27 protein-coding genes and 1 tRNA gene are annotated in these 23,904 nt (G+C 58.8%); 5 read left to right on the forward strand and 23 right to left on the reverse strand.

The features are described from left to right. Positions 1-145: 145 nt before the first annotated feature. The 19 genes from DNK50_RS25635 to DNK50_RS25725 all read right to left on the reverse strand — a co-directional run bounded on the left by DNK50_RS25635 (position 146) and on the right by DNK50_RS25725 (position 14,594). Positions 146-724, reverse strand: a complete 579-nt coding sequence (locus DNK50_RS25635) for an NAD(P)H-dependent oxidoreductase (RefSeq protein ID WP_065925899.1) — start codon at positions 722-724, stop codon at positions 146-148. Between the two features lie 192 nt (positions 725-916). Next, positions 917-992, reverse strand: a tRNA-Lys gene (locus DNK50_RS25640). 63 nt (positions 993-1,055) lie between these two features. Further along, on the reverse strand, positions 1,056-1,733 hold the full coding sequence (gene queC, locus DNK50_RS25645) for a 7-cyano-7-deazaguanine synthase QueC (protein ID WP_112196605.1): 678 nt from the start codon (positions 1,731-1,733) through the stop codon (positions 1,056-1,058). Position 1,734: 1 nt separating this feature from the next. Then, complete coding sequence (queE, locus tag DNK50_RS25650) at positions 1,735-2,382, reverse strand: 7-carboxy-7-deazaguanine synthase QueE (RefSeq protein WP_099585498.1); 648 nt, start codon at positions 2,380-2,382, stop codon at positions 1,735-1,737. Between the two features lie 164 nt (positions 2,383-2,546). Then, positions 2,547-3,383: a tol-pal system protein YbgF gene (ybgF, locus tag DNK50_RS25655; RefSeq protein WP_099585499.1), complete on the reverse strand. Its 837-nt coding sequence runs from the start codon at positions 3,381-3,383 to the stop codon at positions 2,547-2,549. A 6-nt stretch (positions 3,384-3,389) separates the two neighbouring features. After that, positions 3,390-3,890 (reverse strand): peptidoglycan-associated lipoprotein Pal, encoded by a 501-nt coding sequence (gene pal, locus DNK50_RS25660; protein ID WP_003209827.1) that lies wholly within the window; start codon positions 3,888-3,890, stop codon positions 3,390-3,392. Positions 3,891-3,945: 55 nt separating this feature from the next. After that, positions 3,946-5,226, reverse strand: a complete 1,281-nt coding sequence (gene tolB / locus DNK50_RS25665; protein WP_174244834.1) for a Tol-Pal system beta propeller repeat protein TolB — start codon at positions 5,224-5,226, stop codon at positions 3,946-3,948. Positions 5,227-5,243: 17 nt separating this feature from the next. Further along, positions 5,244-6,317 carry a cell envelope integrity protein TolA gene (gene tolA, locus DNK50_RS25670; protein WP_032890917.1) on the reverse strand — a complete coding sequence of 358 codons (1,074 nt, stop codon included), beginning with the start codon at positions 6,315-6,317 and terminating at the stop codon, positions 5,244-5,246. Next, positions 6,317-6,769, reverse strand: a complete 453-nt coding sequence (gene tolR / locus DNK50_RS25675; protein WP_160384999.1) for a protein TolR — start codon at positions 6,767-6,769, stop codon at positions 6,317-6,319. The genes tolA and tolR overlap by 1 nt, the downstream gene beginning before the upstream one ends. Before the next feature lie 23 nt (positions 6,770-6,792). Continuing rightward, the gene (gene tolQ / locus DNK50_RS25680) at positions 6,793-7,488 is read right to left on the reverse strand and encodes a protein TolQ (RefSeq protein ID WP_032890916.1); all 696 of its coding nucleotides are present in this window, start codon (positions 7,486-7,488) and stop codon (positions 6,793-6,795) included. A gap of 1 nt (position 7,489) precedes the next feature. Further along, positions 7,490-7,945 (reverse strand): tol-pal system-associated acyl-CoA thioesterase, encoded by a 456-nt coding sequence (gene ybgC, locus DNK50_RS25685; protein WP_032890914.1) that lies wholly within the window; start codon positions 7,943-7,945, stop codon positions 7,490-7,492. Between the two features lie 139 nt (positions 7,946-8,084). Further along, on the reverse strand, positions 8,085-9,143 hold the full coding sequence (gene ruvB, locus DNK50_RS25690) for a Holliday junction branch migration DNA helicase RuvB (protein WP_099585501.1): 1,059 nt from the start codon (positions 9,141-9,143) through the stop codon (positions 8,085-8,087). Next, the gene (ruvA, locus tag DNK50_RS25695) at positions 9,144-9,755 is read right to left on the reverse strand and encodes a Holliday junction branch migration protein RuvA (protein ID WP_099585502.1); all 612 of its coding nucleotides are present in this window, start codon (positions 9,753-9,755) and stop codon (positions 9,144-9,146) included. A 68-nt stretch (positions 9,756-9,823) separates the two neighbouring features. Further along, the gene (ruvC, locus tag DNK50_RS25700) at positions 9,824-10,348 is read right to left on the reverse strand and encodes a crossover junction endodeoxyribonuclease RuvC (RefSeq protein WP_099585503.1); all 525 of its coding nucleotides are present in this window, start codon (positions 10,346-10,348) and stop codon (positions 9,824-9,826) included. A gap of 93 nt (positions 10,349-10,441) precedes the next feature. Then, the gene (locus DNK50_RS25705; protein ID WP_099585504.1) at positions 10,442-11,188 is read right to left on the reverse strand and encodes a YebC/PmpR family DNA-binding transcriptional regulator; all 747 of its coding nucleotides are present in this window, start codon (positions 11,186-11,188) and stop codon (positions 10,442-10,444) included. A 135-nt stretch (positions 11,189-11,323) separates the two neighbouring features. After that, positions 11,324-13,099 (reverse strand): aspartate--tRNA ligase, encoded by a 1,776-nt coding sequence (gene aspS, locus DNK50_RS25710; protein WP_099585505.1) that lies wholly within the window; start codon positions 13,097-13,099, stop codon positions 11,324-11,326. A gap of 107 nt (positions 13,100-13,206) precedes the next feature. Beyond that, a complete protein-coding gene (locus DNK50_RS25715; protein WP_010208103.1) occupies positions 13,207-13,428 on the reverse strand; it encodes an FmdB family zinc ribbon protein in 222 nt (73 codons plus the stop codon). Between the two features lie 170 nt (positions 13,429-13,598). Continuing rightward, positions 13,599-13,940 (reverse strand): ribbon-helix-helix domain-containing protein, encoded by a 342-nt coding sequence (locus tag DNK50_RS25720; protein ID WP_099585506.1) that lies wholly within the window; start codon positions 13,938-13,940, stop codon positions 13,599-13,601. A gap of 180 nt (positions 13,941-14,120) precedes the next feature. After that, on the reverse strand, positions 14,121-14,594 hold the full coding sequence (locus tag DNK50_RS25725; protein ID WP_099585507.1) for a Dps family protein: 474 nt from the start codon (positions 14,592-14,594) through the stop codon (positions 14,121-14,123). A gap of 425 nt (positions 14,595-15,019) precedes the next feature. On the opposite strand from DNK50_RS25725, the gene DNK50_RS29385 reads away from it, so the two are divergent. Then, positions 15,020-15,622 (forward strand): cold-shock protein, encoded by a 603-nt coding sequence (locus DNK50_RS29385; RefSeq protein ID WP_032890906.1) that lies wholly within the window; start codon positions 15,020-15,022, stop codon positions 15,620-15,622. A 70-nt stretch (positions 15,623-15,692) separates the two neighbouring features. Here DNK50_RS29385 and DNK50_RS25735 read toward each other — a convergent pair whose 3' ends face one another. Together DNK50_RS25735 and DNK50_RS25740 are read right to left on the reverse strand one after the other, a co-directional pair. Next, complete coding sequence (locus tag DNK50_RS25735; protein WP_017475674.1) at positions 15,693-15,899, reverse strand: SlyX family protein; 207 nt, start codon at positions 15,897-15,899, stop codon at positions 15,693-15,695. A 3-nt stretch (positions 15,900-15,902) separates the two neighbouring features. After that, positions 15,903-16,328: an HIT domain-containing protein gene (locus DNK50_RS25740; RefSeq protein ID WP_112196995.1), complete on the reverse strand. Its 426-nt coding sequence runs from the start codon at positions 16,326-16,328 to the stop codon at positions 15,903-15,905. A 743-nt stretch (positions 16,329-17,071) separates the two neighbouring features. On the opposite strand from DNK50_RS25740, the gene DNK50_RS25745 reads away from it, so the two are divergent. Beyond that, complete coding sequence (locus DNK50_RS25745) at positions 17,072-18,412, forward strand: OprD family porin (RefSeq protein ID WP_099585508.1); 1,341 nt, start codon at positions 17,072-17,074, stop codon at positions 18,410-18,412. 278 nt (positions 18,413-18,690) lie between these two features. On the opposite strand, the gene DNK50_RS25750 is transcribed toward DNK50_RS25745, so the two are convergent. Together DNK50_RS25750 and DNK50_RS25755 are read right to left on the reverse strand one after the other, a co-directional pair. Further along, entirely contained in the window at positions 18,691-19,530 is an 840-nt protein-coding gene (locus DNK50_RS25750) for a mechanosensitive ion channel family protein (protein WP_099585509.1), read from the reverse strand. Between the two features lie 136 nt (positions 19,531-19,666). Further along, on the reverse strand, positions 19,667-20,152 hold the full coding sequence (locus DNK50_RS25755; RefSeq protein ID WP_003209785.1) for a YajQ family cyclic di-GMP-binding protein: 486 nt from the start codon (positions 20,150-20,152) through the stop codon (positions 19,667-19,669). Positions 20,153-20,275: 123 nt separating this feature from the next. Between DNK50_RS25755 and DNK50_RS25760 the strand changes: the two genes are divergently transcribed. From DNK50_RS25760 to DNK50_RS25770, 3 genes are read left to right on the forward strand one after another with little or no spacing between them, the layout of a single operon-like run. Beyond that, entirely contained in the window at positions 20,276-21,193 is a 918-nt protein-coding gene (locus DNK50_RS25760) for a putative 2-dehydropantoate 2-reductase (protein ID WP_112196606.1), read from the forward strand. Positions 21,194-21,239: 46 nt separating this feature from the next. Beyond that, positions 21,240-23,276 carry an ATP-binding protein gene (locus tag DNK50_RS25765; protein ID WP_099585511.1) on the forward strand — a complete coding sequence of 679 codons (2,037 nt, stop codon included), beginning with the start codon at positions 21,240-21,242 and terminating at the stop codon, positions 23,274-23,276. Positions 23,277-23,278: 2 nt separating this feature from the next. After that, on the forward strand, positions 23,279-23,857 hold the full coding sequence (locus tag DNK50_RS25770; RefSeq protein WP_112196607.1) for a cob(I)yrinic acid a,c-diamide adenosyltransferase: 579 nt from the start codon (positions 23,279-23,281) through the stop codon (positions 23,855-23,857). The last annotated feature ends 47 nt before the right edge of the window (positions 23,858-23,904 follow it).

Below are 23,904 nucleotides of genomic sequence, written 5' to 3' on the forward strand. Positions count from 1 at the left end.
GGCGCAGAAGAGGCGCGTACTTTGGCGCGCCGCATCTTCACACATGTCTACGGGGTCGGAAACCCGAAGGTGGCAAAAGGCAGTGTAATTGGCAGGGATAAAGCCGGCATCGCCTGCTGCAAGGCGATGCTGTGCAACGGCTATGTCAGCGGCAAGCAATAGCCTGGGCTTGCTTGAGCCAGGCTTCGCGCTGGGAGTCGCCGGAACCGAGGATCGGCCCGAACGTGAGGGTCTTCAAAGGTTTGATGCCGCAGAACTCCAGGGTAGTCTTGCGCATCTGGTGCAGGCCCGGCATGCAGTAGACCCACTTGTAGTACCACGGCGGGGTATCCATCGTGACCAGCAGGTGGGCCGTGCGCCCCTTCAAAAGCTTGTCGGGAAAGGCTTTGCCTTCGCGATACTTGAAGGCAAATCCGGGAAGGAATATCCGATCGAAGAAGCCTTTCATCAGGGCCGGAATTCCGCCCCACCAGATGGGATAGACAAACGCCAGGTGCTCAGCCCACGTGATATCGGCCTGGGCCTTGAGCAGATCGGGCTCCAGCAACTGAACCTGTTTGTAGCCATCATGCAGCACTGGATCAAACCGCAGTGCATCCAGGCGTAACAGACGCACATCGTGCCCGGCCTCTGTGGCCGCCTTCACATAGGTGTCGGTCAATGCCCCACAGAAACTGTCGGTTGAGGGGTGCCCCAGAATCACCAGTACTCGCTTGCTCATCATCACTTCATCCTGAAAAGTCGAGCGGCCAGGATAGGGTGTGCCCGTAACAGGAGAGTCAACAGGGAGGTTTGCCAAATGCTGGTATAGCTTGGGTGCATTGCGCACCGGCAGGTAAGCCCCAAAACGCAGGCAAAAAAAAACCCGGAAATCCTCACTTGCGTGGGCCTTCCGGATTTTCTAAACCGCCAAAAATGGTGGGTCGTGTGGGATTCGAACCTACGACCAATTGGTTAAAAGCCAACTGCTCTACCAACTGAGCTAACGACCCGCTGTGTGGTGGCGCGTATAATACTGATTTCTAAGGATTATTCAACACCTTATTTGAAATAAATCAGAAATAACGCGTTGGGTCCGTAATTCCGGCCATTTTGAAGCCCTCTGCACGCAGTCGGCAGGCGTCGCATTTCCCACAAGCACGACCGCCTTCGTCTGCCTGATAGCAGGAAACAGTCAGCGCGTAATCGACGCCAAGTCCTACGCCAGCCTTCACGATATCGGCCTTGGTCATGTTTTGCAGCGGCGCCTGGATACGAAACCCCTGCCCTTCCACACCGGCCTTGGTCGCAAGGTTGGCCATGCGCTCGAACGATTCGACGTACTCCGGGCGGCAGTCCGGGTAACCGGAGTAATCCAGCGCGTTGACACCGATAAAGATGTCGCGGGCGTTCAGCACTTCGGCCCAGCCGAGGGCCAGGGATAGAAACACTGTGTTGCGTGCCGGTACGTAAGTGACGGGGATGCCTTCCGAGGGCGCCTCTGGCAGGCCGATGGTGCTGTCAGTCAAGGCCGAACCGCCCATGCCCCCCAGATTCAGGCCAACCACCTTGTGCTCAACCACACCGAGGTCGCGGGCGACACGCGCAGCCGCGTTCAATTCAGCGCGGTGACGCTGCCCGTAGTCGAAACTCATGGAATAGCAGCTGTAGCCTTGTGCTCGGACCATGGCCACCAACGTGGCGGAGTCGAGACCACCGGACAGCAGAATGACTGCACGCTTTTGATCCGTCATCTCAGCGCCCTGGCTCGTCGTTCCACAGGTATTTATGCAGCTGCAATTGCAGGCGTACGGGCAAGTTATCGGCAACTACCCAGTCGGCCAGATCGCGTGCGTTCAAGTCATGGTGGCTGGGGGAGAACAGCACTTCACCGGCACGGCGGTCGAGGCCGTACTGGATCAGCTTGGAGTTGGCCCAGTCATAATCCTCACGGGAACAGATAACGAACTTGACCTGATCGTTGGGCGTCAGCAGTTCGATGTTCTCGTAAAGGTTGCGGTGCGCTTCCTTGGAACCAGGGGTCTTGAGGTCGACCACTCGGCTCACACGCGGATCTACCGCGGAAATATCCAGGGCGCCACTGGTTTCCAGGGACACCTCGTAACCGGCGTCACACAACTGCTTGAGCAAAGGAATGGCGTTGGGCTGGGCCAGGGGCTCGCCGCCGGTCACACAGACGTAGCGCGGCCGGTAGCTGGCAACTTGCTCAAGAATGTCGTCAAGAGTGCGCACGGTGCCGCCACTGAAGGCGTAGGCGCTGTCACAGTATTGGCAACGCAACGGGCAGCCGGTCAGGCGCACAAATACTGTGGGCAGGCCGGCGGTGCGCGTTTCACCCTGCAACGAGTAAAAAACTTCGGTGATGCGTAATGTGTCTTGCATAGTCGCCACGGGCGTAACAGCTAAACAGGCTGTCCGCCTCCGTCAGGCACTTCAAGAAACCCCGCCAACGCGTAGGCCCCAGGAAGCGGGTGTCATAAAAGGGCGTGGATTCTAACGAAAAAACCCGCGCCAGGCGCGGGTTTCTTCTAAACGGGCGGCATCGCTTACAAGCGTTGCAGATCCCGTTGGGCCAACTGTGCGGCAGAGGTGCCCGGGTATTGGGCAACAACCTGCTGCAGAATGCCTTTAACCTTGTCGGCATGACCGAGGCGGCGTTCTACGTCAGCGAGTTTGTACAGCGAGTCCGGCACCTTGGCGTGCTTGGGGTACAGTTGGCTGACCTTGGCAAATGCCTGGCCCGCCCCTTGCAAATCACCTTTTGCCAGGTTCACCTCACCCAACCAGTACTGGGCGTTGCCCGCGTACTGGCTGTTTGGGTAACGGCCCAGGAATGCGGTGAAGGCCTTGCTGGCCTTGTCGAAATCCTTGGCTTTAATCAGGTCGAAGGCTGCATCGTAATACAGCTTTTCCTTCGCCGGATCACCCGGTTCGCTGCTGGCTGCGGGGGCTTGGCTCGCGGCTGCGGCCCCTGCTGCTGCACCACCGGCAGCGGCGCTTGGCGCACCACCGGCAGAAGAATTATCAGGAGTAGCGGCAGGTGTAACACCGGCTCCTATACGTCGATCAAGATCCTGGTAACGCTCCAGGCCTTCTTGCTTCAGCTGACGCACTTCATTCTGCAGAACTTCAATGGTGCCTTGTTGCTGCGCCAATTGATCCTGCATGCGTTGCAGCTGGTTGAACAGTTCGCCCTGTGCCGAGGGGGCGGACGTAGCCGCCCCCCCAGCATAGGCGCCGTTCGTGCCATAACCTGCTGGCGGATAGCTGCTCCCGCTATTGTTATAGCCAGAGTTGCTATCTTCCACAGGAACCGCAGCCCACACCGCAAGCGGTGCAAAGCTGAGAGCCAATACAGTTAGAGCACGACGGCACGTTCGCATGACGAATTACTTACGCAGTTCGACGCGACGGTTTTGAGCCCAGGACTGCTCGTCGTGGCCAGTAGCAACTGGACGCTCTTTACCGTAGGAAACCAGTTCCAGTTGGCCTGGAGCAACACCTTGCAGTACCAGGTAGCGCTGAACGGCTTTCGCACGACGCTCGCCCAGTGCCATGTTGTACTCACGAGTACCACGTTCGTCGGTGTTACCTTCCAGAACAACGCGAGCGCCGTTAGCTTTCAGGTCCTTCGCGTGAACGTCCAGAGCGCGCATGGCTTCTGGTTTCAGGTCCGAACTGTCGTATTCGAAGTAGAAAGTGGTGATAGCGCGCAGAGCAGCTTCTTCGCTCAGGGAGCCGTCAACTGCACCAGTGTTAGCGCCGTAACCAGCGTTTGGATCAACAGCTGCGCCTTCACCGGCATTGTCGCCGCCTTTAGACGAGCAACCAACGGCTACGGACAGAGCCAGAGCCAGAGCAGCAAACTTACCAAACTTCAGCATTTCCATCGTGAAACTCCTAATGAACCCCAGTGTGTTAAGTACTTCTTTTTGTAGCGCCGCGTCAGTTCAGGTAAGGGGACCAGGACGGTTCTCTGACTTCGCCTTGAGCGGTAGGAAGCGGGAGCCTTACGCGTCCATTAATGGACACGAGCATCAAGACTCCCCGGCCCTGCTGGCGGGTGGCGTAGATTACCATGGTGCCGTTGGGCGCAACAGTAGCTGACTCATCAAGGTTGGTATCTGTGAGGATTTTTACGGTTCCGCGCTGCAAATCCTGGGCCGCAACCCGGAAATTAGTGAAACCATCCTGACGGTGAATCATCACCAACGTCTTTTCATCAGCCGAAAGCTTAGGGTTGGCGTTGTAGTTACCAATAAAGGTCACTCGTTCCGCACCGCCGCCACTCACGCTCGATTTGTAGATTTGTGGCTTGCCGCCCCGGTCAGAGGTGAAATAGATGGTCGAACCATCCTTGCCCCAGAACGGTTCAGTGTTGATACCCGGGCCGCTGGTCACACGATTGATCTGGCGCGAAGCCATGTTCATCACGTAGATATCCGGATTGCCGTCCTTGGACAGCACGAACGCCAGGCGCGAACCATCCGGCGACCAGGCTGGCGCACCGTTGAGGCCTTCGAAGTTGGTGATCTGCTCACGACGGCCAGTATCGATATGCTGGACGAAGATGCGCGGACGCTTCTGTTCGAAAGACACGTAGGCGATACGCTTGCCGTCCGGCGCGAAGCGCGGCGACAGGATTGGCTCACGCGATTGCAGCAGGGTCACGGCACGTGCGCCGTCGTAGTCCGAGCGCTGCAGGGTGTAGCGAGTGTTATCTACAGAGAAACGCTCAGCCGTTACGTAAAGCAGGCGTGTCGAGAACGCACCTTTGATACCGGTGAGTTTTTCAAACGACTGGTCCGAGATGTAGTGGGCCATGTCGCGCAGTTGCTCGGTGGTGCCCGAAACGCTGCCGGTCAGGACCTGCTGCTCGGTGGCCACGTTGAACAAGGTGTACTGGATTTGCAGGCGACCGCCGGCCGGCACGATGTTGCCGACCATCAGGTACTGGGCACCAACGGCTTTCCAGTCACGGAACACAACTTCGCTGGCCTGGTTCGGCTGGCTGATCATGTTGCCTTTCGGAATCGGCGCGTAGTAACCGGAGTTACGCAGGTCGTCGCTGACGATCTGGGCCATGTCATCCGGCAGCACGCTACCGCCCTGCCAACCGAACGGAACTACAGCAATCGGGGTGGCCCGGTCGCTACCGCTGGTTACCAGGATGTTTTTTTCATCCGCCGCCGCTATCCCTGCCATACAGCAAATAACGACAAGCATTCCTCGAAGAAGGTTTCTCACAAGGCTAGATCCTCAGGTGTGAATGTCATCTTGAATGAACGATAGGGAGCGAAGTCGCTTGGTTTCATTCCCTGCATCTCGGTCAACCGGCCAATGTTCTTGACCGCGGCAACCGCCGAACTGTCGAACGAACCGTCACCACTGGACTTGGCCACGCTGACCGAAGTCACCGTACCGTCCGGCAACATGCCGATCTGCAGCACTACTGTCATGCCTTTGCGTGCCGAAGGTGGACGTGTCCAGCCTTCTGCTGCCCGTGCCCGAATCAGGTCGTCGAAACTGCCCGCGACTTCATCACCACGTTCATCGGCCAAGGCTTGCTGACGCTGCGGCGTGTCGGAGAGCAAATCTGCCAAGGCCTGGGCCTTTTTCTCTTCGGCGGATTTACGCGCTGCTTCCTGGGCCTTTTTCTTGGTGGCATCGGCGGCAGCTTTCTTCTTCGCGTCGTCGGCGATCTTCTTCTTCGCCTCGTCTGCTTCAGCTTTTTTCTTGGCGTCTTCGGCGGCTTTCTTCTTCGCGTCTTCGACTATCTTCTTCTTGGCTTCTTCAGCGGCCTTTTTCTTGGCCTCTTCTTCGGCAGCTTTTTTCGCTTCTTCTTCAGATTTCTTCTTGGCTATATCAGCCAATTGTTTCTCTTCAGCTTTTTTAGCTTCGGCAGCTTTCTCGGACTTCTTGGCTTCATCAGCCTTTTTCGCCTCGTCGGCCTTCTTCGCTTCGTCAGCCTTTTTCGATTCCTCGGCCTTTTGAGCCGCCTCTTCTTTCTTTTGTTCCGCAGCAGCCTTCACCGCTTCCTGCTCGACCTTCTTCTGTTCCATCTGTTCGACTTCAGTCTGGCGCGCAGCCGACTTCTGGGCCTCACCCGCAATCTTCTGATTGGTCTGGGTGGTGGCCTGACTCTTCGATTTCAGCTGATACAGGGTCGCCTGCACGATCGGCTTGGCTGGCGGCAGGTCCGGGGTCATGGCAAAGCTGACGAACAGCATGCCAAACACCAGGACGTGCAGGGCAATTGCCCAGACGCTAGGCCAGAAGTAGCTTTCCGAGGCGGACGGCTCTCGCTGTTGCTGCATCAGGGCGCCTCGGTAATCAAGCCAACGTTACCGACGCCGGCCTTCTGCAGCCCGCCCATGGCGCCCATGACGGAGCCATAGTCGACCGACTTGTCGCCGCGAATGAACACCTGCGTGTGCTTGCCGCCTTCGTTGCCGGAGCGAATGATCTTGGTCACCGCATCGGTCATCGCCGGCAGGGTCAGAGCCTTGTCCTGCTGCTTCTGAGTGTCGACTTCGCTGCCAAGGTTCCAGTAATAGGTCTTGTCAGCCTTGATCGAAATGGTCAGTACCTGGGTGTTGTTGTCCTGGGGCAAGGCTTCGCTGGAAACCTTGGGCAGATCAACCTTCACGCCCTGGTTGAGCATCGGCGCGGTCACCATGAAGATCACCAGCAGCACCAGCATCACGTCGATGTAAGGCACTACGTTCATCTCGGCGACCGGCTTGCGCTTGGTTCGAGCTCGAGTGATTAAAGCCATCGGGGAGTACCTGCTTATTCTTCGCTGGTGTGCACTTTACGGTGCAGGATCGCCTGGAATTCATCGGCGAAGGTGTAGTAACGGCCAATCAGGTTCTCGCCGCGTGCGGCAAAACGGTTGTAAGCGATAACGGCCGGGATAGCGGCGAACAGACCGATCGCGGTGGCGATCAGGGCTTCGGCGATGCCGGGGGCCACAGTGGCCAAGGTCGCTTGCTGGGCCTGGGCCAGGCCACGGAAGGAGTTCATGATCCCCCACACGGTACCGAACAGACCGATGTAGGGGCTGACCGAACCGACGGTGGCAAGGAACGGCAAGCTTTGCTCAAGCTTCTCTTCCTCGCGGGAGATGGCGACGCGCATGGCACGGGCCACGCCTTCCATCACCGCTTCCGGGTCAACACCCGGCTGCTGGCGCAGGCGCGAAAATTCCTTGAAGCCGGCACGGAAGATCTGCTCCACGCCTGAGTCCGGGTCCGGGTTGCTGCCGGCCTGGCGGTAGAGCTTGGACAGGTCGATACCCGACCAGAAGCGCTCTTCAAAGCTCTCCAGGGCACGTCGACCGGCACGCAGCAGGTTGCTGCGCTGAAAAATCATGACCCAAGAGGTAACCGATGCGGCTACCAGGATCAGCATCACCAGTTGAACCACAACACTGGCATTGCTGACCAGGCTCCACATGGAGGAATGGTCGACGACGGTAGGTTCCACGCTAAATCTCCTGCTTTGATTGTTTACCCGCGCCGCTCACGGCGGCAAAGGCCGCACGTAGAGTTTCGGGAATGGCCCGAGGTTTCAAACTGTTGGTGCGCACACACGCCACCAGGAACTGCCCCTCACAGAGCAGCGTTGCATCCGTGGCCCGCCTGACCTGCTGCTTGAAACGCAGGCTGGCACGGTTCAATTCGATTACTTCAGCGCTGACCAGCAGCTCGTCGTCCAGTCGCGCCGGCGCGTGGTAACGCGCCTCGCTGGAATGCACGACGAATAACAGGTCCTCCCCTGCCAGCTGGGATTGGGCAAAGCCCAGCTCCCGTAGCCGCTCGGTTCGAGCCCGCTCCATGAACTTGAGGTAATTGACGTAATAAACGATGCCGCCAGCATCAGTGTCCTCGTAATAAACGCGACAGCGATGTGCGAACGACTGATCCCCGTTTTGCGCGCGCATACTCTAGTGCTTACTCCTGAGGTTGCCAATCCGGCTGGGCAACTGTTTTTGCATTCTCGCGAACATTTCCAATGACTGAATGACGACGCCAGACACTGGGACAGCACAAACCTCGAATAAATCGACTCAACTTATGCTTTTAATCGTCCACTGCATCGAGGAATTCGTCTACCACGGGCATCTCACCCAATCGTGACGGAATGTTTAACCCAAAGTGCAGATAAGCGTGACGCGTCACCACCCGCCCCCTTGGCGTGCGCATGATGTAGCCCTGTTGGATCAGGTAAGGCTCCAGCACGTCCTCAATGGTATGACGCTCTTCACTGATGGCCGCAGCCAGGCTGTCGACGCCCACCGGCCCACCGTCGAACTTCTCGATCATGGTCAAGAGTAGACGTCGATCCTGGTGATCGAAACCATGTTCGTCCACGTCCAGCAGGTTGAGCGCCAGGTCAGCCACGGCTTTGGTGATATGCCCCTTGGCCCGCACTTCGGCAAAATCGCGCACCCGGCGCAGCAAACGGTTGGCGATCCGTGGCGTGCCACGGGCCCGGCGCGCAATCTCGAACGCACCTTCCGGGTCCAGCGGCAAGCCAAGGATGCTCGCCGAACGGCTGACGATGGTTGCCAGGTCCGTCGTGCTATAGAACTCAAGACGTTGAACAATGCCGAAACGGTCTCGCAACGGGTTGGTCAGCATGCCCGCACGGGTGGTCGCGCCCACCAGGGTGAACGGCGGCAGGTCGAGCTTGATCGAGCGCGCCGCGGGGCCTTCGCCGATCATGATGTCGAGCTGGAAATCTTCCATCGCCGGGTACAGCACTTCCTCGACAATGGGCGACAGTCGGTGAATCTCGTCGATAAACAGCACATCGTGGGGTTCAAGGTTGGTCAGCAGCGCCGCCAGGTCACCCGGCCGCTCCAGCACCGGCCCGGAGGTGGACTTGATCGACACGCCCATCTCATTGGCAATAATCATCGCCAGGGTGGTTTTACCCAGCCCCGGCGGACCGAAGATCAGCGTGTGATCCAGGGACTCACTGCGCCCGCGCGCAGCCTGGATAAACAACTCCATCTGTTCGCGCACGGTGGGCTGGCCTATGTAGTCGGCCAGGCTCAGGGGGCGGATGGCCCGATCCTGGACTTCTTCACGGTCGCGCGGGCCAGTGGCCGCGATCAGACGATCAGCTTCAATCACTTAAATCATTCCCTTCAGGGCGCGGCGAATCATGTCTTCAGCACTCAGGTTCTTGTCCTTGATGGCCGACACCGCCTTGCTGGCTTCCTGAGGCTTGTAGCCGAGGGAGATCAGCGCATTGACGGCATCACTTTCAGCGCTGGCGACTTGCGCAGCAGGCATGTCCGGCTGGTTCGGCACCAGGGCAAACATGCTCGGCACGACCTCCCAGGCCTTGAAGCGGTCTTTGAGTTCTACCAACAGGCGCTCGGCGGTTTTCTTTCCGACGCCAGGCACCTTGGTCAACGCCGAGGTGTCCTGGGCTGAAACGGCACGTACCAATTCGTCCACTTCCAGGCTCGACATCAAGGCCAGCGCGAGTTTCGGCCCTACGCCATTAAGGCGAATCAGCTCACGGAAGAAGTCCCGGTCACGCTTGCCGATGAAACCATAGAGTAGTTGCGCGTCTTCGCGCACCACCAAATGGGTGTGCAGCGTTATCGACTCACCGACCGACGGTAGGCGATACAGGGTGGTCATGGGCACTTCAAGCTCATACCCCAACCCGTTTACATCCAGAATCAGGTGCGGCGGCTGTTTCTCAGCCAGGGTGCCGCGCAAACGTCCAATCACGGTTCAGATCCTTAAAGCGTGGGGGTCAGATCAAGGCCTGACCGCACATTTCGATTGCGCCGATGCTATCAGAGACGCAGCCGCCCGCCACGACTGCGTGCAGTGCCCAAGCCGTGCGGCAGCAGGCTGGAACGGGTGTGCGCATGGCAAATGGCGATGGCCAGGGCGTCGGAGGCGTCGATCTGCGGCTTCGACGTCAGCTTGAGCATGTGCATAACCATCATCTGCACCTGTTCTTTATTGGCCGCGCCGGTGCCGACCACGGCCTGCTTGACCTGGGTCGCGGTGTACTCGGCGATTTCCAGGCCCTCTTCGGCGCCGGCGACGATGGCGGCGCCACGGGCCTGGCCGAGTTTCAACGCCGAATCGGCGTTCTTTGCCATGAACACCTTTTCGATGCCCATGGTCACCGGCCCGTAGGTCTGGATTACTTCCCGCACACCGCGATAGACAATCTGCAGGCGCTCGGCCAACTCGCCCGCGCCGGTGCGGATGCACCCCGACGCGACATAGACGCAGCCGCGCGGGGTGTGTTGCACCACACCAAAACCGGTGATGCGCGAACCGGGGTCGATACCTAGGATTAAAGTCATAACGCCTGCGGGTTGGATGAAAACTATTTTGATACAGAGAAAATCCAATGTGGGAGAGGCTTGCCCCTCCCACATCTGGATCTACATCGTCCGTCAGACCAACTGTTCAGCTACGGACTCGGGGATATCAGCGTTGGAATAGACGTTCTGCACATCATCCAGGTCTTCCAGCATATCCAGCAGCTTCAGTACCTTCTGTGCACCGTCCAGGTCCAATTCGGCGCTGGTGGTCGGCAGCATCACTATTTCCGCGTCAGTACCTTTGAAACCGGCAGCTTCGAGCGCATTACGCACGGCGTAGAAGCTGGCAAACGAGGTAAACACATCGATGGAGCCGTCGTCATTGGTGACAACGTCGTCGGCATCAGCCTCCATCGCCGCTTCCATCAGCGCATCCTCATCCACACCCGGAGCGAAGGAAATCTGGCCCTTGCGTTCAAACAGGTAGGCCACCGAACCGTCAGTGCCGAGGTTGCCACCGCACTTGCTGAACGCATGACGCACGGCAGCGGCCGTGCGGTTGCGGTTATCGGTCATGCACTCGACCATTACCGCCACACCGCCCGGGCCGTAGCCTTCGTAGGTCAACTCGACCATGTCGTCGGTGTCGGCCGCACCGGCACCACGGGCCACGGCGCGGTCGATGATGTCGCGGCTCATGTTGGCGCCCAGAGCCTTGTCCAGCGCCAGGCGCAGGCGCGGGTTGGAGCCTGGATCACCGCCGCCCTGACGGGCAGCGACGGTCAGCTCGCGGATCCACTTGGTAAAAATCTTGCCTTTCTTGGCATCCTGACGCTCTTTGCGGTGCTTGATGTTCGCCCACTTGGAATGGCCAGCCATAACACAACTCCGAAATTCTCTAGAAACCTTGATCAATCCCGCCCCAGGCGAGATACAGCTCTTTAACGCAAAGGCGCATCCGAAGATGCGCCTTTTTGACTGTGTAAAACCCTATAGCGCTTTCGCGCAGCAGCCTTACTCAGCCTTTGGCGTCTCGCGCAGACGGATATGCAGTTCGCGCAACGCCTTGGCATCCACCACGCCCGGTGCCTGGGTCATGACGTCCGCAGCACTCTGGGTTTTCGGGAAGGCGATCACTTCACGGATCGACTGGGCGCCGGTCATCAGCATCACCAGGCGGTCAAGGCCGAAGGCCAGGCCACCGTGAGGCGGCGCGCCATATTTCAGGGCGTCGAGCAGGAAGCCGAATTTCTCTTCCTGTTCCGCTTCGTTGATGCCCAACAGGCGGAAGACCGCTTGTTGCATCTCTTTGCGGTGGATACGGATCGAACCGCCACCCAGCTCGGTACCGTTGAGCACCATGTCGTACGCACGGGACAGCGCGCCGGCCGGGTTGGCTTCCAACTCCTCGGGCGAGCACTTCGGTGCAGTGAACGGGTGGTGCAAGGCGCTGAAGCTGCCGTCGTCGTTCTCTTCGAACATCGGGAAGTCGACCACCCACATCGGTGCCCACTTGCAGGTCAGCAGGTCCAGGTCGTGGCCCAGCTTGATGCGCAGCGCGCCCAGGGCTTCGCTGACGATCTTGGCTTTGTCGGCACCGAAGAACACGATGTCGCCGTCGACTGCGCCGACGCGATCCAGGATCGCGTTGAGGTTGTCCAGCGGAATGTTTTTCACGATCGGCGATTGCAGACCGTCAACACCGTTGGCGCGCTCGTTGACCTTGATGTACGCCAGGCCCTTGGCACCGTAGATGCCGACGAACTTGGTGTAGTCGTCGATCTGCTTGCGCGGCATGCTCGCGCCTCCAGGCACGCGCAGGGCGGCGATGCGGCATTTCGGGTCGTTGGCCGGGCCGCTGAAGACTTTGAAATCAACTTCTTTGAGTTGGTCGGCAACGTCCACCAGTTCCAGCGGGTTACGCAGGTCTGGCTTGTCGGAACCGTAGCGGCGCATGGCTTCTTCGAAAGTCATGTGCGGGAATTCGCCGAATTCCAGGTCCAGCACTTCCTTGAACAGGTTGCGGATCATCTGCTCGGTCAGGCCCATGATCTCTTTTTCATCGAGGAAGCTGGTCTCGATGTCGATCTGGGTGAATTCCGGCTGACGGTCGGCGCGCAGGTCTTCATCGCGAAAGCACTTGGCGATCTGGTAGTAACGGTCGAAGCCGGCCACCATCAGCAGTTGCTTGAACAACTGCGGCGATTGCGGCAGGGCGAAGAACGAACCGGCGTGAGTACGGCTAGGCACCAGGTAGTCGCGTGCGCCTTCCGGGGTGGCCCGGGTCAGGATCGGCGTTTCGACGTCGAGGAAGCCGTTTTCGTCGAGGAAGCGGCGGATGCTGGTGGTCATGCGCGAACGCAGGCGCAGCTTCTCGGCCATTTCCGGACGACGCAGGTCCAGGAAGCGATAGCGCAGGCGGGTTTCTTCGCCGACGTCGGAGTATTCGTTGAGTGGGAACGGCGGGGTTTCCGACTCGTTCAGCACTTCCAGCTCATAACCCAGCACTTCGATGCCACCGGACGCCATGTTTGCGTTCACGGCACCGGCCGGACGCAGGCGGACCTTGCCGGTGATCTTCACGACGTACTCGCTGCGCACGCGGTCAGCGGCGGCGAAGCTCTCGGCGCGGTCCGGGTCGAATACCACTTGGGCCAGACCATCACGATCACGGATATCGAGGAAGATCACCCCGCCGTGGTCGCGGCGACGGTGAACCCATCCGCAAAGGGTAATTTCCTGACCATCCAGGGTCTCGTTCAGTTGGCCGCAATAGTGGCTGCGCATCATGGTCGTGGTTTCACTTCTCGTAATTCGAAATTCGGTGGAGGCTTGCCTCGTCACCGCACAGTTAAGCAGGGGACGGATAATGCAGGAGCCTGCGCATGGAGTTCAACTCAGTCGGCTTTGTCGCCGCCGGCCAGATTCTTCTTCGAGCCGGTCTTGAAATCGGTCTCGTACCAGCCGCTGCCGCTCAGGCGGAAGCCTGGCATGGACAACATCTTCTTGAGCTCGGGTGCCTGGCAGGCCGGGCAATCGACCAGCGGCGCGGCGCTGATCTTCTGGATGGCTTCCAACTGGTGACCACAGGAAGCACATTGATAGTCGTACATGGGCATGGCGATGTCTCGGCGATCAAATCGTTACTGCGCCACGCCTGCCCAAAAGATAAAGCCTCGGCACGCGCAGCAAAGCGCGGGATTATATCTGGTAAATCGAGGCAGCGCAGCCGGCTTTCTGCCCGGAGCCTGGTCCACCTCGACGGCGGACCGGCCCCAAAGCCTACCGATCACTCCGGGGTAGGCGACGTAGCACGACCTTTTAACAGATGAACCACGCACACCACCCTGACCAAGCCACTGAAGTTCTTCACGCCTCCATAGCGCAAGTGCACTTCCCGATCGACATAAGACAGCAATGCACTGACAGAGCAGGCATTGATCCTGGCGATTTCCGTGAGGATATTCCAATAGATCTGCTCAAGCCGCAGACATGTGGAAAACCCATTGAGACGCACCGATCGGGACAACGGCTTGGCCAGCCCCATATCGAACCCCTTGGCGAAGGGGTCGACGTTTATCTTATGAAAACCACCGGTTTCCATCACTCCAGTATCCACTCCACGTGACATACACCTGACACTCCATTGCCAAACAGCAGCCCACGGGGTCTCCCATGGGGCAGTGGCCCTATAAAACAGCAGGACGAGACAGGCAGCCAGAAGACGGGACGTTGATAAGCGTAGGACAACGCCAGGAAATGCGTGGAAACCAGCAAGTGGCGCCCGATCGGCGCCACTCCGGTTCGAGGTTTACTGGTTTTCGAGCAGCGAGCGCAGCATCCACGCGGTTTTTTCGTGAACCTGCATGCGCTGGGTCAACAGGTCCGCCGTCGGCTCATCGCTGACTTTGTCGAGCAACGGGAAGATACCGCGCGCGGTACGGGTGACCGCTTCCTGGCCCGCCACCAACTGTTTGATCATTTCTTCTGCGTTGGGTACACCCTCCTCTTCCTTGATGGAAGACAGACGGGCATAGATCGAATAGGCACCCGGCGCCGGGAAACCCAGGGCACGGATACGCTCGGCAATGGAGTCCACCGCCAGCGCCAGTTCGTTGTACTGCTCTTCGAACATCAAGTGCAGCGTCCGAAACATCGGGCCCGTGACGTTCCAATGGAAGTTGTGGGTCTTCAGGTACAGTACATAGGTATCGGAAAGCAGGCGTGAAAGCCCATCGACGATGGATTTACGATCTTCTTCGCTGATACCGATATCGATTGCCATGTTTATCCCCTTCAATTGACTAGCATTCATTGATCAGGTGCAGGACCACTGTAGCAAGAGTGCTGCTGACGCGCAGCCCGCCGTGCACAAGGTGCGGCAAATGGTCCCGCGCTTCACGCTCTCTTCGGCGGCAGGCACGTCTTTGAGCACGGCCGGAGTTTCACCGCCGTCCTTTAAAAACACCTGCACCCGTCTAGGACCAACGTTTGACGCGCAAATGCCCTGCTCCCTGCACACCGTGCAAATGCTGGATTTGAGTAGGCACAGCCTTTGCTGTTAAATAGGCAGCGTGTCGCCGTCGTTTTTTCCCACGGCAAGCGGCATAGGCTGATACCCGTGCACGTGCCCAACGCCTCCCATTGTTCAGAAGCGAACCGTGCCAGTCAGCTCTTCCTTGCGATCCGTCTTAACGTGAGTTAATCAAAATGTTGAAAATCGTCCACCTGCTAACGGGCGTTGCAGCGTTGCTGCTGTCCTTTATCCCGAGCCTGCAGCCTGAAAGCCTGCCCTACCTGCAACAACATGATGCTTTGTACCTGGCCTTGTTCGGCCTTCTTAACCTGACGCTCGCCCCAGTAATCCCTTACTGGAACAAAGGCACACGTCATCAACTGCAAAATCTGGTCAGCGCGCTGCTGGTACTGACCGTTGTCGTACAAACCCTCACCCTCCTGGCACCTATGCCTGAAGTCGGCGGCCATCCGGCCATCCTGCTCAGCCTGGTGATTGCTGTGGTCGCCATTGCTCTTCACCTGGCCATCAGCTTCTACCGTTCGTCCCCAGCTGCCGCGTCGCAAAACTACGACATGACCAATCGGGATACCGGTACCGTCAAGTGGTTCAACACGTCCAAAGGCTTCGGCTTTATTTCCCGTGATTCGGGCGACGATATCTTCGTCCACTTCCGGGCTATTCGCGGCGAAGGCCATCGTGTTCTGGTTGAAGGCCAGCGCGTGGAGTTCTCCGTGATGAATCGCGACAAAGGCCTGCAAGCCGAAGACGTGATCGCAGCATTGCCGCGTCGCTGATTCCAGCGATCGCAGCAACAAAAAACCGCGATCCAGCCTGGCTGGATCGCGGTTTTTTATAGCCTGCCGATCAATAGTGAGGCGGCGGCGCTTCTTCTTCGGACGACTCGAATTGCCCACCCATTTCTTCCTGGCGCTTGAGCAGCGCGGTCATCTGCATCTGCAGGCGTTCGACGGCCCGCTGCTGGGTGACCAGAATGTCATTGAGGGTCTCGATGGTGTCGTCCTGGAAGGCCAGGCGGCTTTCGAGGTCGGTGACGCGGTCTTGCAGATCCATGGTTCAGCCCTGGGTAAAGATAAAGTCGGCAGGTAGCCGTTCACGCAGACGTGCACGAACGGCCGCCACTTGCTCCTCCGTGTACGGCCGGGCCGGATGCTTGCCCCACACGGGGGCGGGCCAGGCGGCGTCGTCACGTTTGCGTACGATCACATGCACATGTAACTGGCTGACCACGTTGCCCAGTGCACCAATGTTCATCTTGTCAGCGCCAAACCCCTCGTTCAGCCACTGCGCCAGGGCCGTGGTCTCTTGCCACAGCGCGTGTTGATTGGAGACATCCAGTTGAAATACTTCGCTGATATCCTTGATACGCGGCACCAGGATGAACCAGGGATAGTTAGCGTCATTGGACAGCAGCAGGCGGCACAGCGGGAAGTCCCCGATGACCAGTGTGTCTTGTTGCAGGCGTTGATCTAAGGCGAACACCACGGGCACTCCGTTCGGCAGGTCAGGTTCAGGGCACCAGCATACCGTTGAACGCACCCGGCTTCACGGCGAATGGCGGCAACGTAACGCAAACCGATAAAAACCTGCACCCTTTAGAGGCAGGCAACTATTTGAGCTACGCTAATCCGGGCCTCCCAAAGGCGCACCAAAATGACCCACTTGTGCATCAAAGGGATCCGCGGACTACCCACTTGTAGGGTGGACCGGTAACGTTTTTCCCTGGCACAGCTTTTCAGTACCACTGAACGGACGTAACACATGCACGTCAAGGCCAAACAAAACGGCGTAAAAAGCCCGTACTTATGAGGTTTTTACGCGCCCGTCACGTTTTTCACGAAAAAATGACATTCGGTTACCGGTTTGGGCGCGCTTGTTGCATTCACACTCACATCGTCGGCAACGACACCCGTTTGGAAGCAGGTGTTTCGCGATAGAAGAACACCAGCGTTTCAATGCATCCCAAGGAAGATTCCAAACTTCGAAAGCGGTTTGGAAACAGCATTGAAGTTGTCAGTCCCGTTGCATTCAGGGCTGTGAATTTGCGACATGGAGCTAGCAATTTACGACAGCCTCGTAAAGAAGCTGAAAGGAAAGTTTGGTAAGTATCGTCAATAGAGTCTGCGTGATATAACTTTGCGCCGACACAAAAAAGAAAGAGCCGCCCAGATAAAAATACAGGTGGGACGGCAGTACTCTTCCGAAAACCAAAGGAGCAAATCACGATGCGCGTGATGAAGTGGAGCATGATCGCCCTGGCTGTTTCTGCAGGCACCTCGCAGTTCGCAATCGCGTCCTCCCAGGACGACGCAAAGGGTTTTATCGAAGATAGCACCCTGACCGCGAAAACCCGTGCAATGTACATGAACCGTGACTACAAGGACGGCGTGGGCAACGTACGTCGTGGTAACGGTACCTACACCACCGGTACCGACGACAAAGTCAGCGGCTACCGCCAGGACACCGGCATCAGCGAGCTGGTCACCTACCAATCCGGCTTCACCCAAGGCACCGTCGGCTTCGGCATCGATGCCATGGCAATGGGCAGCTTCAGACTCGACGGTACTTCGGACCGCGCCGGTAACGGCCTGTTCGCAACCAATGGCGCCGGCGAGCCAGAAACCACCCAGTCCAAAGTGGCTGGTGCGGCGAAACTGCGCATCTCCGACACCGTACTGAAATATGGCAACCAATTCGTTTCCAGCCCGGTTTTCACCACCGACGACGGCCGTCTGCTGCCTGAAGTCGCCACCGGCACCTTGATCACCAGCAACGAGATCAAAGGTCTCGAATTGACCGCCGGCCGCTTCAGCGCATTGAGCGCGCAAACCGGTATGGGCCGCGACACCATCAACGGTCGCAGCCGTGTTACCGGCAAGCAAAACCCAGGTCTGACCGCAGCAAACATCGCGGGCTTCACCTACTCGGGTCTTGAGAACTTCATTTTCGCGTTCCACGCGTCCGATGTTGAAGACTACTGGAAGAAGCAGTACGTCAACGTCTTCTACACCCTGCCGCTGAGCGACAAGCAATCGTTGAGTTTCGACTTCAACGGCTACCGCAGCAATGACGACGGCAAGAAACTGGCCGGCGAACTGGACAACCGCGTCTGGAGCTTGGCAGCTGCCTATAGCATCGACGCCCACAAGTTCACCCTGGCTTACCAGCAGTCCTCGGGTAAAACCGGTTACAACTACGGCGTCGACGGTGGCGGTACCGTTTACCTGGCCAACTCCGTGCAGATCTCCGACTTCGTTGGCGAAGACGAGAAGTCCTGGCAAGCTCGCTACGACCTGAACATGGCCTCCTTCGGCGTGCCAGGCCTGAGCTTCATGACCCGCTACACTCGCGGTAGCAACGTTACCGTTGCCGATTCCAGCGATGGCAAAGAGCACGAGTGGGACGTGGAAGCCAAGTACGTGCTGCAAGAAGGCCCGGCCAAAGGCCTGTCCTTCCGCGTACGTAACGCGATCTACAGCGGCACCAACAGCGACTACCGTGCGACCAACTACGACAACCTGATCGACACTCGTGTGATCGTGGAATACCCACTGAGCATTTTGTAATTTCAGTGGTCAGCTGATTGCGCTAACGCGTAACGCTAATAAAAAACCGGCGCCCTGATCAGGTCGCCGGTTTTTTTATGCCCAATAAAAAGTGTATTGATGGGACCGAGTACTTACATAGCAAGCTAACTAAGCAAGTCACTTTCGCTAATTATGCCACTCAACACAATTAGGACTTGATAGTTACCAAATAGAGACTGACAACAAACAAGGGGCCTGAAGCCCCTTGTTTTTAACCGCTATAACTGACCGAGTGGCCAAGTTAACAATGCGACCGATTACACAGCAGCTTCCTGAACCACGCGAATCACCCGTTGCGGAAACGGAATATCAATCCCAGCGGCCTTCAAGCGATCACGTGCCAGTTCATTCAACATGAACACTACGTCCCAATAATCCGGCGTATTAGTCCAGCAGCGCAGGGAAACCGTGATCGAGCTATCGCCCAGGGTCGAAACCACTGCCACCGCAGCCGGATCGGTCAGCACGCGTGGATCTTTTGCCAGCTCCAGCAGCACTTCACGGGCTTTTTGCAAATCAGCGTCGTAATCCACACCCACGTCAAACACCACCTTGCGGGTCGGCTGACGGTTGGTGTTGGTGATGAGGCCGTTGGACAGGCTGCCGTTAGGAATAATCACCGTCTTGTTGTCACCGGTGCGCAGCACGGTGTGGAAAATCTGGATGCTGTCGACAGTGCCCGAGGTGCCCTGTGCTTCGATCCAGTCACCAATGCGGAACGGGCGGAACAACAGAATCAGCACGCCACCGGCGAAATTCGCCAGGCTGCCTTGCAGCGCTAGGCCGATAGCCAGGGTCGCGGCACCAATCGCGGCGACGAACGAGGTGGTTGCCACACCGATCATCGACGCCACGTTGACCACCAGCATGACTTTGAGCGCGATATTCGCAAGGCTGGTGATGAAGTGTTGCAACGCAAGATCGGCATTGCGCATGGCCAGCAGGCGCCCCACGCGATTGGTCAATACGTTGATCAGCCACCAGCCAATGGCCAGCGTGAGCACCGCCAGCAATACCCGGCTGCCGTATTCCATGATCATCGGGATCCACGACTGTGAGGTCTTGATCAAGTGATCCATTTCAGCGTTCAAATCCATGTAGCTTCTCCTGTTTGGCGGATGTGCGGCTTTATTGACTGCCTAAAAACGCAAATGAGCCCCGTAGGGCTCAAGTGTAGGCACTGGTTATGGGGCGTGGGACGTCAAAATCGCCTACGGGTTCCCCAAGGTGCCATCAGTCGCGGAAGTTATTGAACTGCAGCGGCATGTCGAAGGTCTTGGCGCGCAGGGCCGCGATGGCCTCTTGCAGGTCGTCACGTTTCTTGCCGGTGATACGAACCTGCTCGCCCTGGATGGCGGCCTGGACTTTGAGCTTGGCGTCCTTGACATGAGCGACGATCTTCTTTGCCAACTCCTTGTCGATGCCTTCCTTGAGCACGGCTTCCTGCTTCATCAGTTTGCCGGAAGCGTAGGCGTCCTTGATTTCAAGGCACTGCGCGTCGATCTTGCGCTTGACCAGCGACAGCTTGAGGATCTCGATCATCGCTTCCAGCTGGAAATCGGCTTCAGCGGTCAGGTTGACGGTCAGTTCCTTTTCCTTGAACTCGAAGCTGCCCTTGCCCTTCAGGTCATAGCGACGGTCCAGTTCCTTGACGGCGTTCTCGACGGCGTTGGTGACTTCGTGTTTGTCCAGTTCAGATACCACGTCGAACGAAGGCATGTGATTTCTCCAATATAAGGGGCGGGTTCAGTAGAGATGGAGCGCGCCCGAGCTAAAATGCCGGGGCATTATAGCGGTTCTTTCGCGCCGTTCACCGCTGGCGAGCTTATGGAGTACACACTGATGGCGACCCCCTGGCATATTCTTGGCGCCGGCAGCCTGGGCACCCTATGGGCCGCTCGGCTGGCGCGCGCAGGCGTGCCCGTCAGGCTGATCCTGCGCAATGAGGCGCGCCTGACCGACTATCGAGCCGGCCAGGGCCTGACCCTAGTCGAGCAGGGTGTGGAACAGACTTACCCGGTAGTCGGCGAAACGCCTGACAGCCCAGAGCCGATTCATCGCTTGCTGGTGGCGTGCAAAGCCTACGACGCCCAAAGCGCCATTGCCCAGCTGCAACCTCGACTGGCGCCCGACGCCGAACTGATCCTGCTGCAAAACGGCCTCGGCAGCCAGGACGCAGTGGCTGCACAGGTACCGTCGGCCCGTTGCATCTATGCCTCAAGTACCGAAGGCGCGTTTCGCGAAGGCGATTGGCGGGTGGTATTTGCCGGCCATGGCTACACCTGGCTGGGGGATGCGAGCCACCCCACGCCACCGCTGTGGCTGGACGACCTGCAAGCGGCCGGCATTCCCCACGATTGGGCCAGCGATATCCTCACGCGCCTGTGGCGCAAGCTGGCGCTCAATTGCGCCATCAATCCCTTGACCGTGCTTTACCAGTGCCGCAACGGCGGCTTGCAAGCCCACGCGTGTGAAGTGGCGACCTTGTGCGCTGAACTGGCCGAGCTGCTCGAATGCTGCGGCCAGCCCGCCGCCGCACAGGACCTGCACAGCGAAGTGCTGCGGGTGATCCAGGCCACGGCGGCCAATTACTCGTCCATGCACCAGGACGTGGCCAACGCACGGCGTACCGAGATCAGCTACCTGCTGGGCTACGCCTGCCAGGCAGCGGCCCGCCATCAATTGGTGTTGCCGCACCTGCAACAGTTGCAAGCGCGCCTGGTCGAGCATTTGCGCGCACACGGATTGGCCAGCGACTGAGGCACGCGCTACCCTGCCTACCTGTCTATCACCTGGGAAAACCCTGATGCCACTGCGCCAGCGTCTTGAAAATCTACCGGTAGGGCAGAAACTGCTGGCGGCCCTGCTGGTGTTGTTGACCACCGTATTGCTGGTGGCCAACCTGACGTTTATCAGCGCCGCCTATTGGATCTCCCAGGAAAGCATGGCGCCCCAGGCCCTGCAGGCCATCGGTCGCCTGGTCTCCAACCCCGCCCTTGCCGCCGAAGCCCTCGAATCCCCCGCCAACGCCGACGCCTTGCTCAGTGAGCTGACCAGCTATTCGCCATTGCGTGCCGCCGCGCTGTATGACGGCGAAGGCAACCGCCTGGCGCAGATGCAACACGGTGACCGCCTGCACCTGCCAGACAACTATCGGCATATCGAGGCGTGGCGCGTGACGGAGTTTCGCAGCAACCAGATCATCACCCTGCCCCGCGCTGGCCAGCCTTCCGGGCACTTGCTGCTGGTGGCCAGCAGTGAGCTGCCGGTGGCCTTCTACACCGGTACGCTGACGGCGAGCCTGGGGATCCTGATTTTCAGCGTGTTGCTGTGGCTGATCATCGCCCGGCAGATCAAACGCCTGATCACCCGGCCGATCCACGAGCTGGAAGAACTGTCACGCCAGGTCACCCGCGAAGAGAACTACGCCCTGCGCGCCGGCCGTGGCAACCACGATGAAATCGGCAGCCTGGCCGAAGCCTTCAACACCATGCTGTCGCGCATCGAAGCCCGCGAACAACAACTCAAGCGCGCACGGGACGACTCTCAAGCGGCTTACGACCAAGCCCAAGGCCTGGCCGAAGAGACCCGCCACACCAACCGGAAACTGGAGCTGGAAGTCCAGGTTCGCAGCAAGATCGAGAAAAAACTCACCGGTTTTCAGAATTACCTGAACAGCATCATCGACTCGATGCCGTCGGCACTGATCGCCCTGGACGAGCAGCTCTATGTCACCCAGTGGAACCAGGAAGCCAGCGCGCTTTCCGGTACACGTCTGGACGAGGCCTTGAATCAGCCGATCTACCTCGCGTTCCAACCGCTCAAACCCTACCTGCCGCAGATCAAGGCCACGGTGGAGCAACACACGGTAGAGCGCATCGAGCGCGTCACCTGGATCAAGGACGACGAGCCCAAGCATTACGCCCTGACCTTCTACCCACTGATGGGCGGCGCCGGGCGTGGCGTGGTAATCCGCATCGACGACATCACCCAGCGCCTGTCCCTGGAAGAAATGATGGTGCAGTCGGAAAAAATGCTCTCGGTCGGCGGGCTTGCCGCCGGCATGGCCCACGAGATCAACAACCCGCTGGGGGCGATCCTGCATAACGTGCAAAACATCCGACGCCGGTTGTCGTCCGACCTGCCCAAGAACCTGGAATACGCCGAGCAGGCAGGTATCGAGCTGGACATCGTCAACCGCTACCTTGAAGGCCGTGAGGTGCCGCAACTCCTCGACGGTATCCAGCAGGCTGGAGCGCGGGCGGCCAAGATCGTTACCCATATGCTCAGCTTCAGCCGCCGCAGCAACCGGCAGATGGCGCCTTGCGACCTGCCAGCGCTGATCGACCAGGCCGTGGAAATTGCCGGCAACGACTTCGACCTGGCCATCGGCTTCGACTTCAAGGGCCAGGCGATCACCCGCCAGTTCGACCCACAGTTGGGTCCGGTGCCGGGCACCGCCAACGAACTGGAACAAGTGCTGCTCAACCTGCTGAAAAACGCGGCCCAGGCCATTCACTTACGTGAAGACGATCGCGAACCGGGGCGCATCATCCTGCGCACACGTCTCAACCCGCCGTGGGCAGAGATCCAGGTGGAAGACAACGGCATTGGCATGAGTGAAAACGTGCGCAAACGCACCTTCGAACCGTTCTTCACCACCAAGGAAATCGGCCAGGGCACCGGGCTTGGGCTCTCAGTGTCGTACTTCATCATCACCAACAATCACAAAGGCCAGATGGAGGTGCACTCCACTCTCGGCCAGGGCACCTGCTTTACCCTGCGCTTACCCTTGGCCGGCAGCCAACTGCCGCCCTACGAACTGACCCAACTGGAGCACTGACCATGGGCTTTCGCCTGTCGAAGATTTACACCCGCACCGGAGACAAGGGCGAAACCGGCCTCGGCGACGGCCGCCGTGTGCCCAAGGACCACCCGCGCGTGGAGGCCATCGGCGAAGTCGATACGTTGAACGGCCAGCTGGGACTATTGCTGGCGGGGCTGGAAGAACAGAGCGGCAAGCATCCAGAACTGAAAGATGTGATCGAGGTGCTGGCGCCCTGCCAACATCGACTGTTCGACCTCGGCGGTGAGCTGGCGATGCCGGTGTACAAGGCGTTGAACGCAGCGGAAGTGGATCGGCTGGAGGCCGCGATTGATCGCTGGAATGACGAGGTCGGGCCGCTGGAGAACTTCATCCTGCCCGGTGGCTCGGCGCTGATCGCCCAGGCCCATGTATGTCGCAGCCTGGCGCGCACTGCAGAACGACGTTGTCAGCACCTCAATGCAGTGGAGCCGTTGGAGGGCGTGGGGCTGGCGTATATCAATCGGCTGTCGGACTTGCTGTTTGTGGCGGCGCGAGTGATCGCCAGCCGCCAGGGTGTGGCTGAAGTGCTGTGGCAAGCTGCCGCCAAGCCACACTGATGTTTTTTGGGTGACCTTTAGGGCCCTATCGGGGGCAAGCCCCCTCC

The sequence above is a fragment of the Pseudomonas sp. LG1E9 genome, assembly GCF_003290225.1.
Classification (GTDB): domain Bacteria; phylum Pseudomonadota; class Gammaproteobacteria; order Pseudomonadales; family Pseudomonadaceae; genus Aquipseudomonas; species Aquipseudomonas cyclaminis.

Coding starts and splice junctions, on each gene's coding strand:
- DNK50_RS25635 (WP_065925899.1), bottom strand. CDS start 724: ATGATGAGCAAGCGAGTACTGGTGATTCTGGGGCACCCCTCAACCGAC.
- queC (WP_112196605.1), bottom strand. CDS start 1,733: ATGACGGATCAAAAGCGTGCAGTCATTCTGCTGTCCGGTGGTCTCGAC.
- queE (WP_099585498.1), bottom strand. CDS start 2,382: ATGCAAGACACATTACGCATCACCGAAGTTTTTTACTCGTTGCAGGGT.
- ybgF (WP_099585499.1), bottom strand. CDS start 3,383: ATGCGAACGTGCCGTCGTGCTCTAACTGTATTGGCTCTCAGCTTTGCA.
- pal (WP_003209827.1), bottom strand. CDS start 3,890: ATGGAAATGCTGAAGTTTGGTAAGTTTGCTGCTCTGGCTCTGGCTCTG.
- tolB (WP_174244834.1), bottom strand. CDS start 5,226: ATGCTTGTCGTTATTTGCTGTATGGCAGGGATAGCGGCGGCGGATGAA.
- tolA (WP_032890917.1), bottom strand. CDS start 6,317: ATGCAGCAACAGCGAGAGCCGTCCGCCTCGGAAAGCTACTTCTGGCCT.
- ybgC (WP_032890914.1), bottom strand. CDS start 7,945: ATGCGCGCGCAAAACGGGGATCAGTCGTTCGCACATCGCTGTCGCGTT.
- ruvC (WP_099585503.1), bottom strand. CDS start 10,348: ATGACTTTAATCCTAGGTATCGACCCCGGTTCGCGCATCACCGGTTTT.
- DNK50_RS25705 (WP_099585504.1), bottom strand. CDS start 11,188: ATGGCTGGCCATTCCAAGTGGGCGAACATCAAGCACCGCAAAGAGCGT.
- aspS (WP_099585505.1), bottom strand. CDS start 13,099: ATGATGCGCAGCCACTATTGCGGCCAACTGAACGAGACCCTGGATGGT.
- DNK50_RS25715 (WP_010208103.1), bottom strand. CDS start 13,428: ATGCCCATGTACGACTATCAATGTGCTTCCTGTGGTCACCAGTTGGAA.
- DNK50_RS25720 (WP_099585506.1), bottom strand. CDS start 13,940: ATGTCACGTGGAGTGGATACTGGAGTGATGGAAACCGGTGGTTTTCAT.
- DNK50_RS25725 (WP_099585507.1), bottom strand. CDS start 14,594: ATGGCAATCGATATCGGTATCAGCGAAGAAGATCGTAAATCCATCGTC.
- DNK50_RS29385 (WP_032890906.1), top strand. CDS start 15,020: ATGTTGAAAATCGTCCACCTGCTAACGGGCGTTGCAGCGTTGCTGCTG.
- DNK50_RS25735 (WP_017475674.1), bottom strand. CDS start 15,899: ATGGATCTGCAAGACCGCGTCACCGACCTCGAAAGCCGCCTGGCCTTC.
- DNK50_RS25745 (WP_099585508.1), top strand. CDS start 17,072: ATGCGCGTGATGAAGTGGAGCATGATCGCCCTGGCTGTTTCTGCAGGC.
- DNK50_RS25750 (WP_099585509.1), bottom strand. CDS start 19,530: ATGGATTTGAACGCTGAAATGGATCACTTGATCAAGACCTCACAGTCG.
- DNK50_RS25755 (WP_003209785.1), bottom strand. CDS start 20,152: ATGCCTTCGTTCGACGTGGTATCTGAACTGGACAAACACGAAGTCACC.
- DNK50_RS25760 (WP_112196606.1), top strand. CDS start 20,276: ATGGCGACCCCCTGGCATATTCTTGGCGCCGGCAGCCTGGGCACCCTA.
- DNK50_RS25765 (WP_099585511.1), top strand. CDS start 21,240: ATGCCACTGCGCCAGCGTCTTGAAAATCTACCGGTAGGGCAGAAACTG.
- DNK50_RS25770 (WP_112196607.1), top strand. CDS start 23,279: ATGGGCTTTCGCCTGTCGAAGATTTACACCCGCACCGGAGACAAGGGC.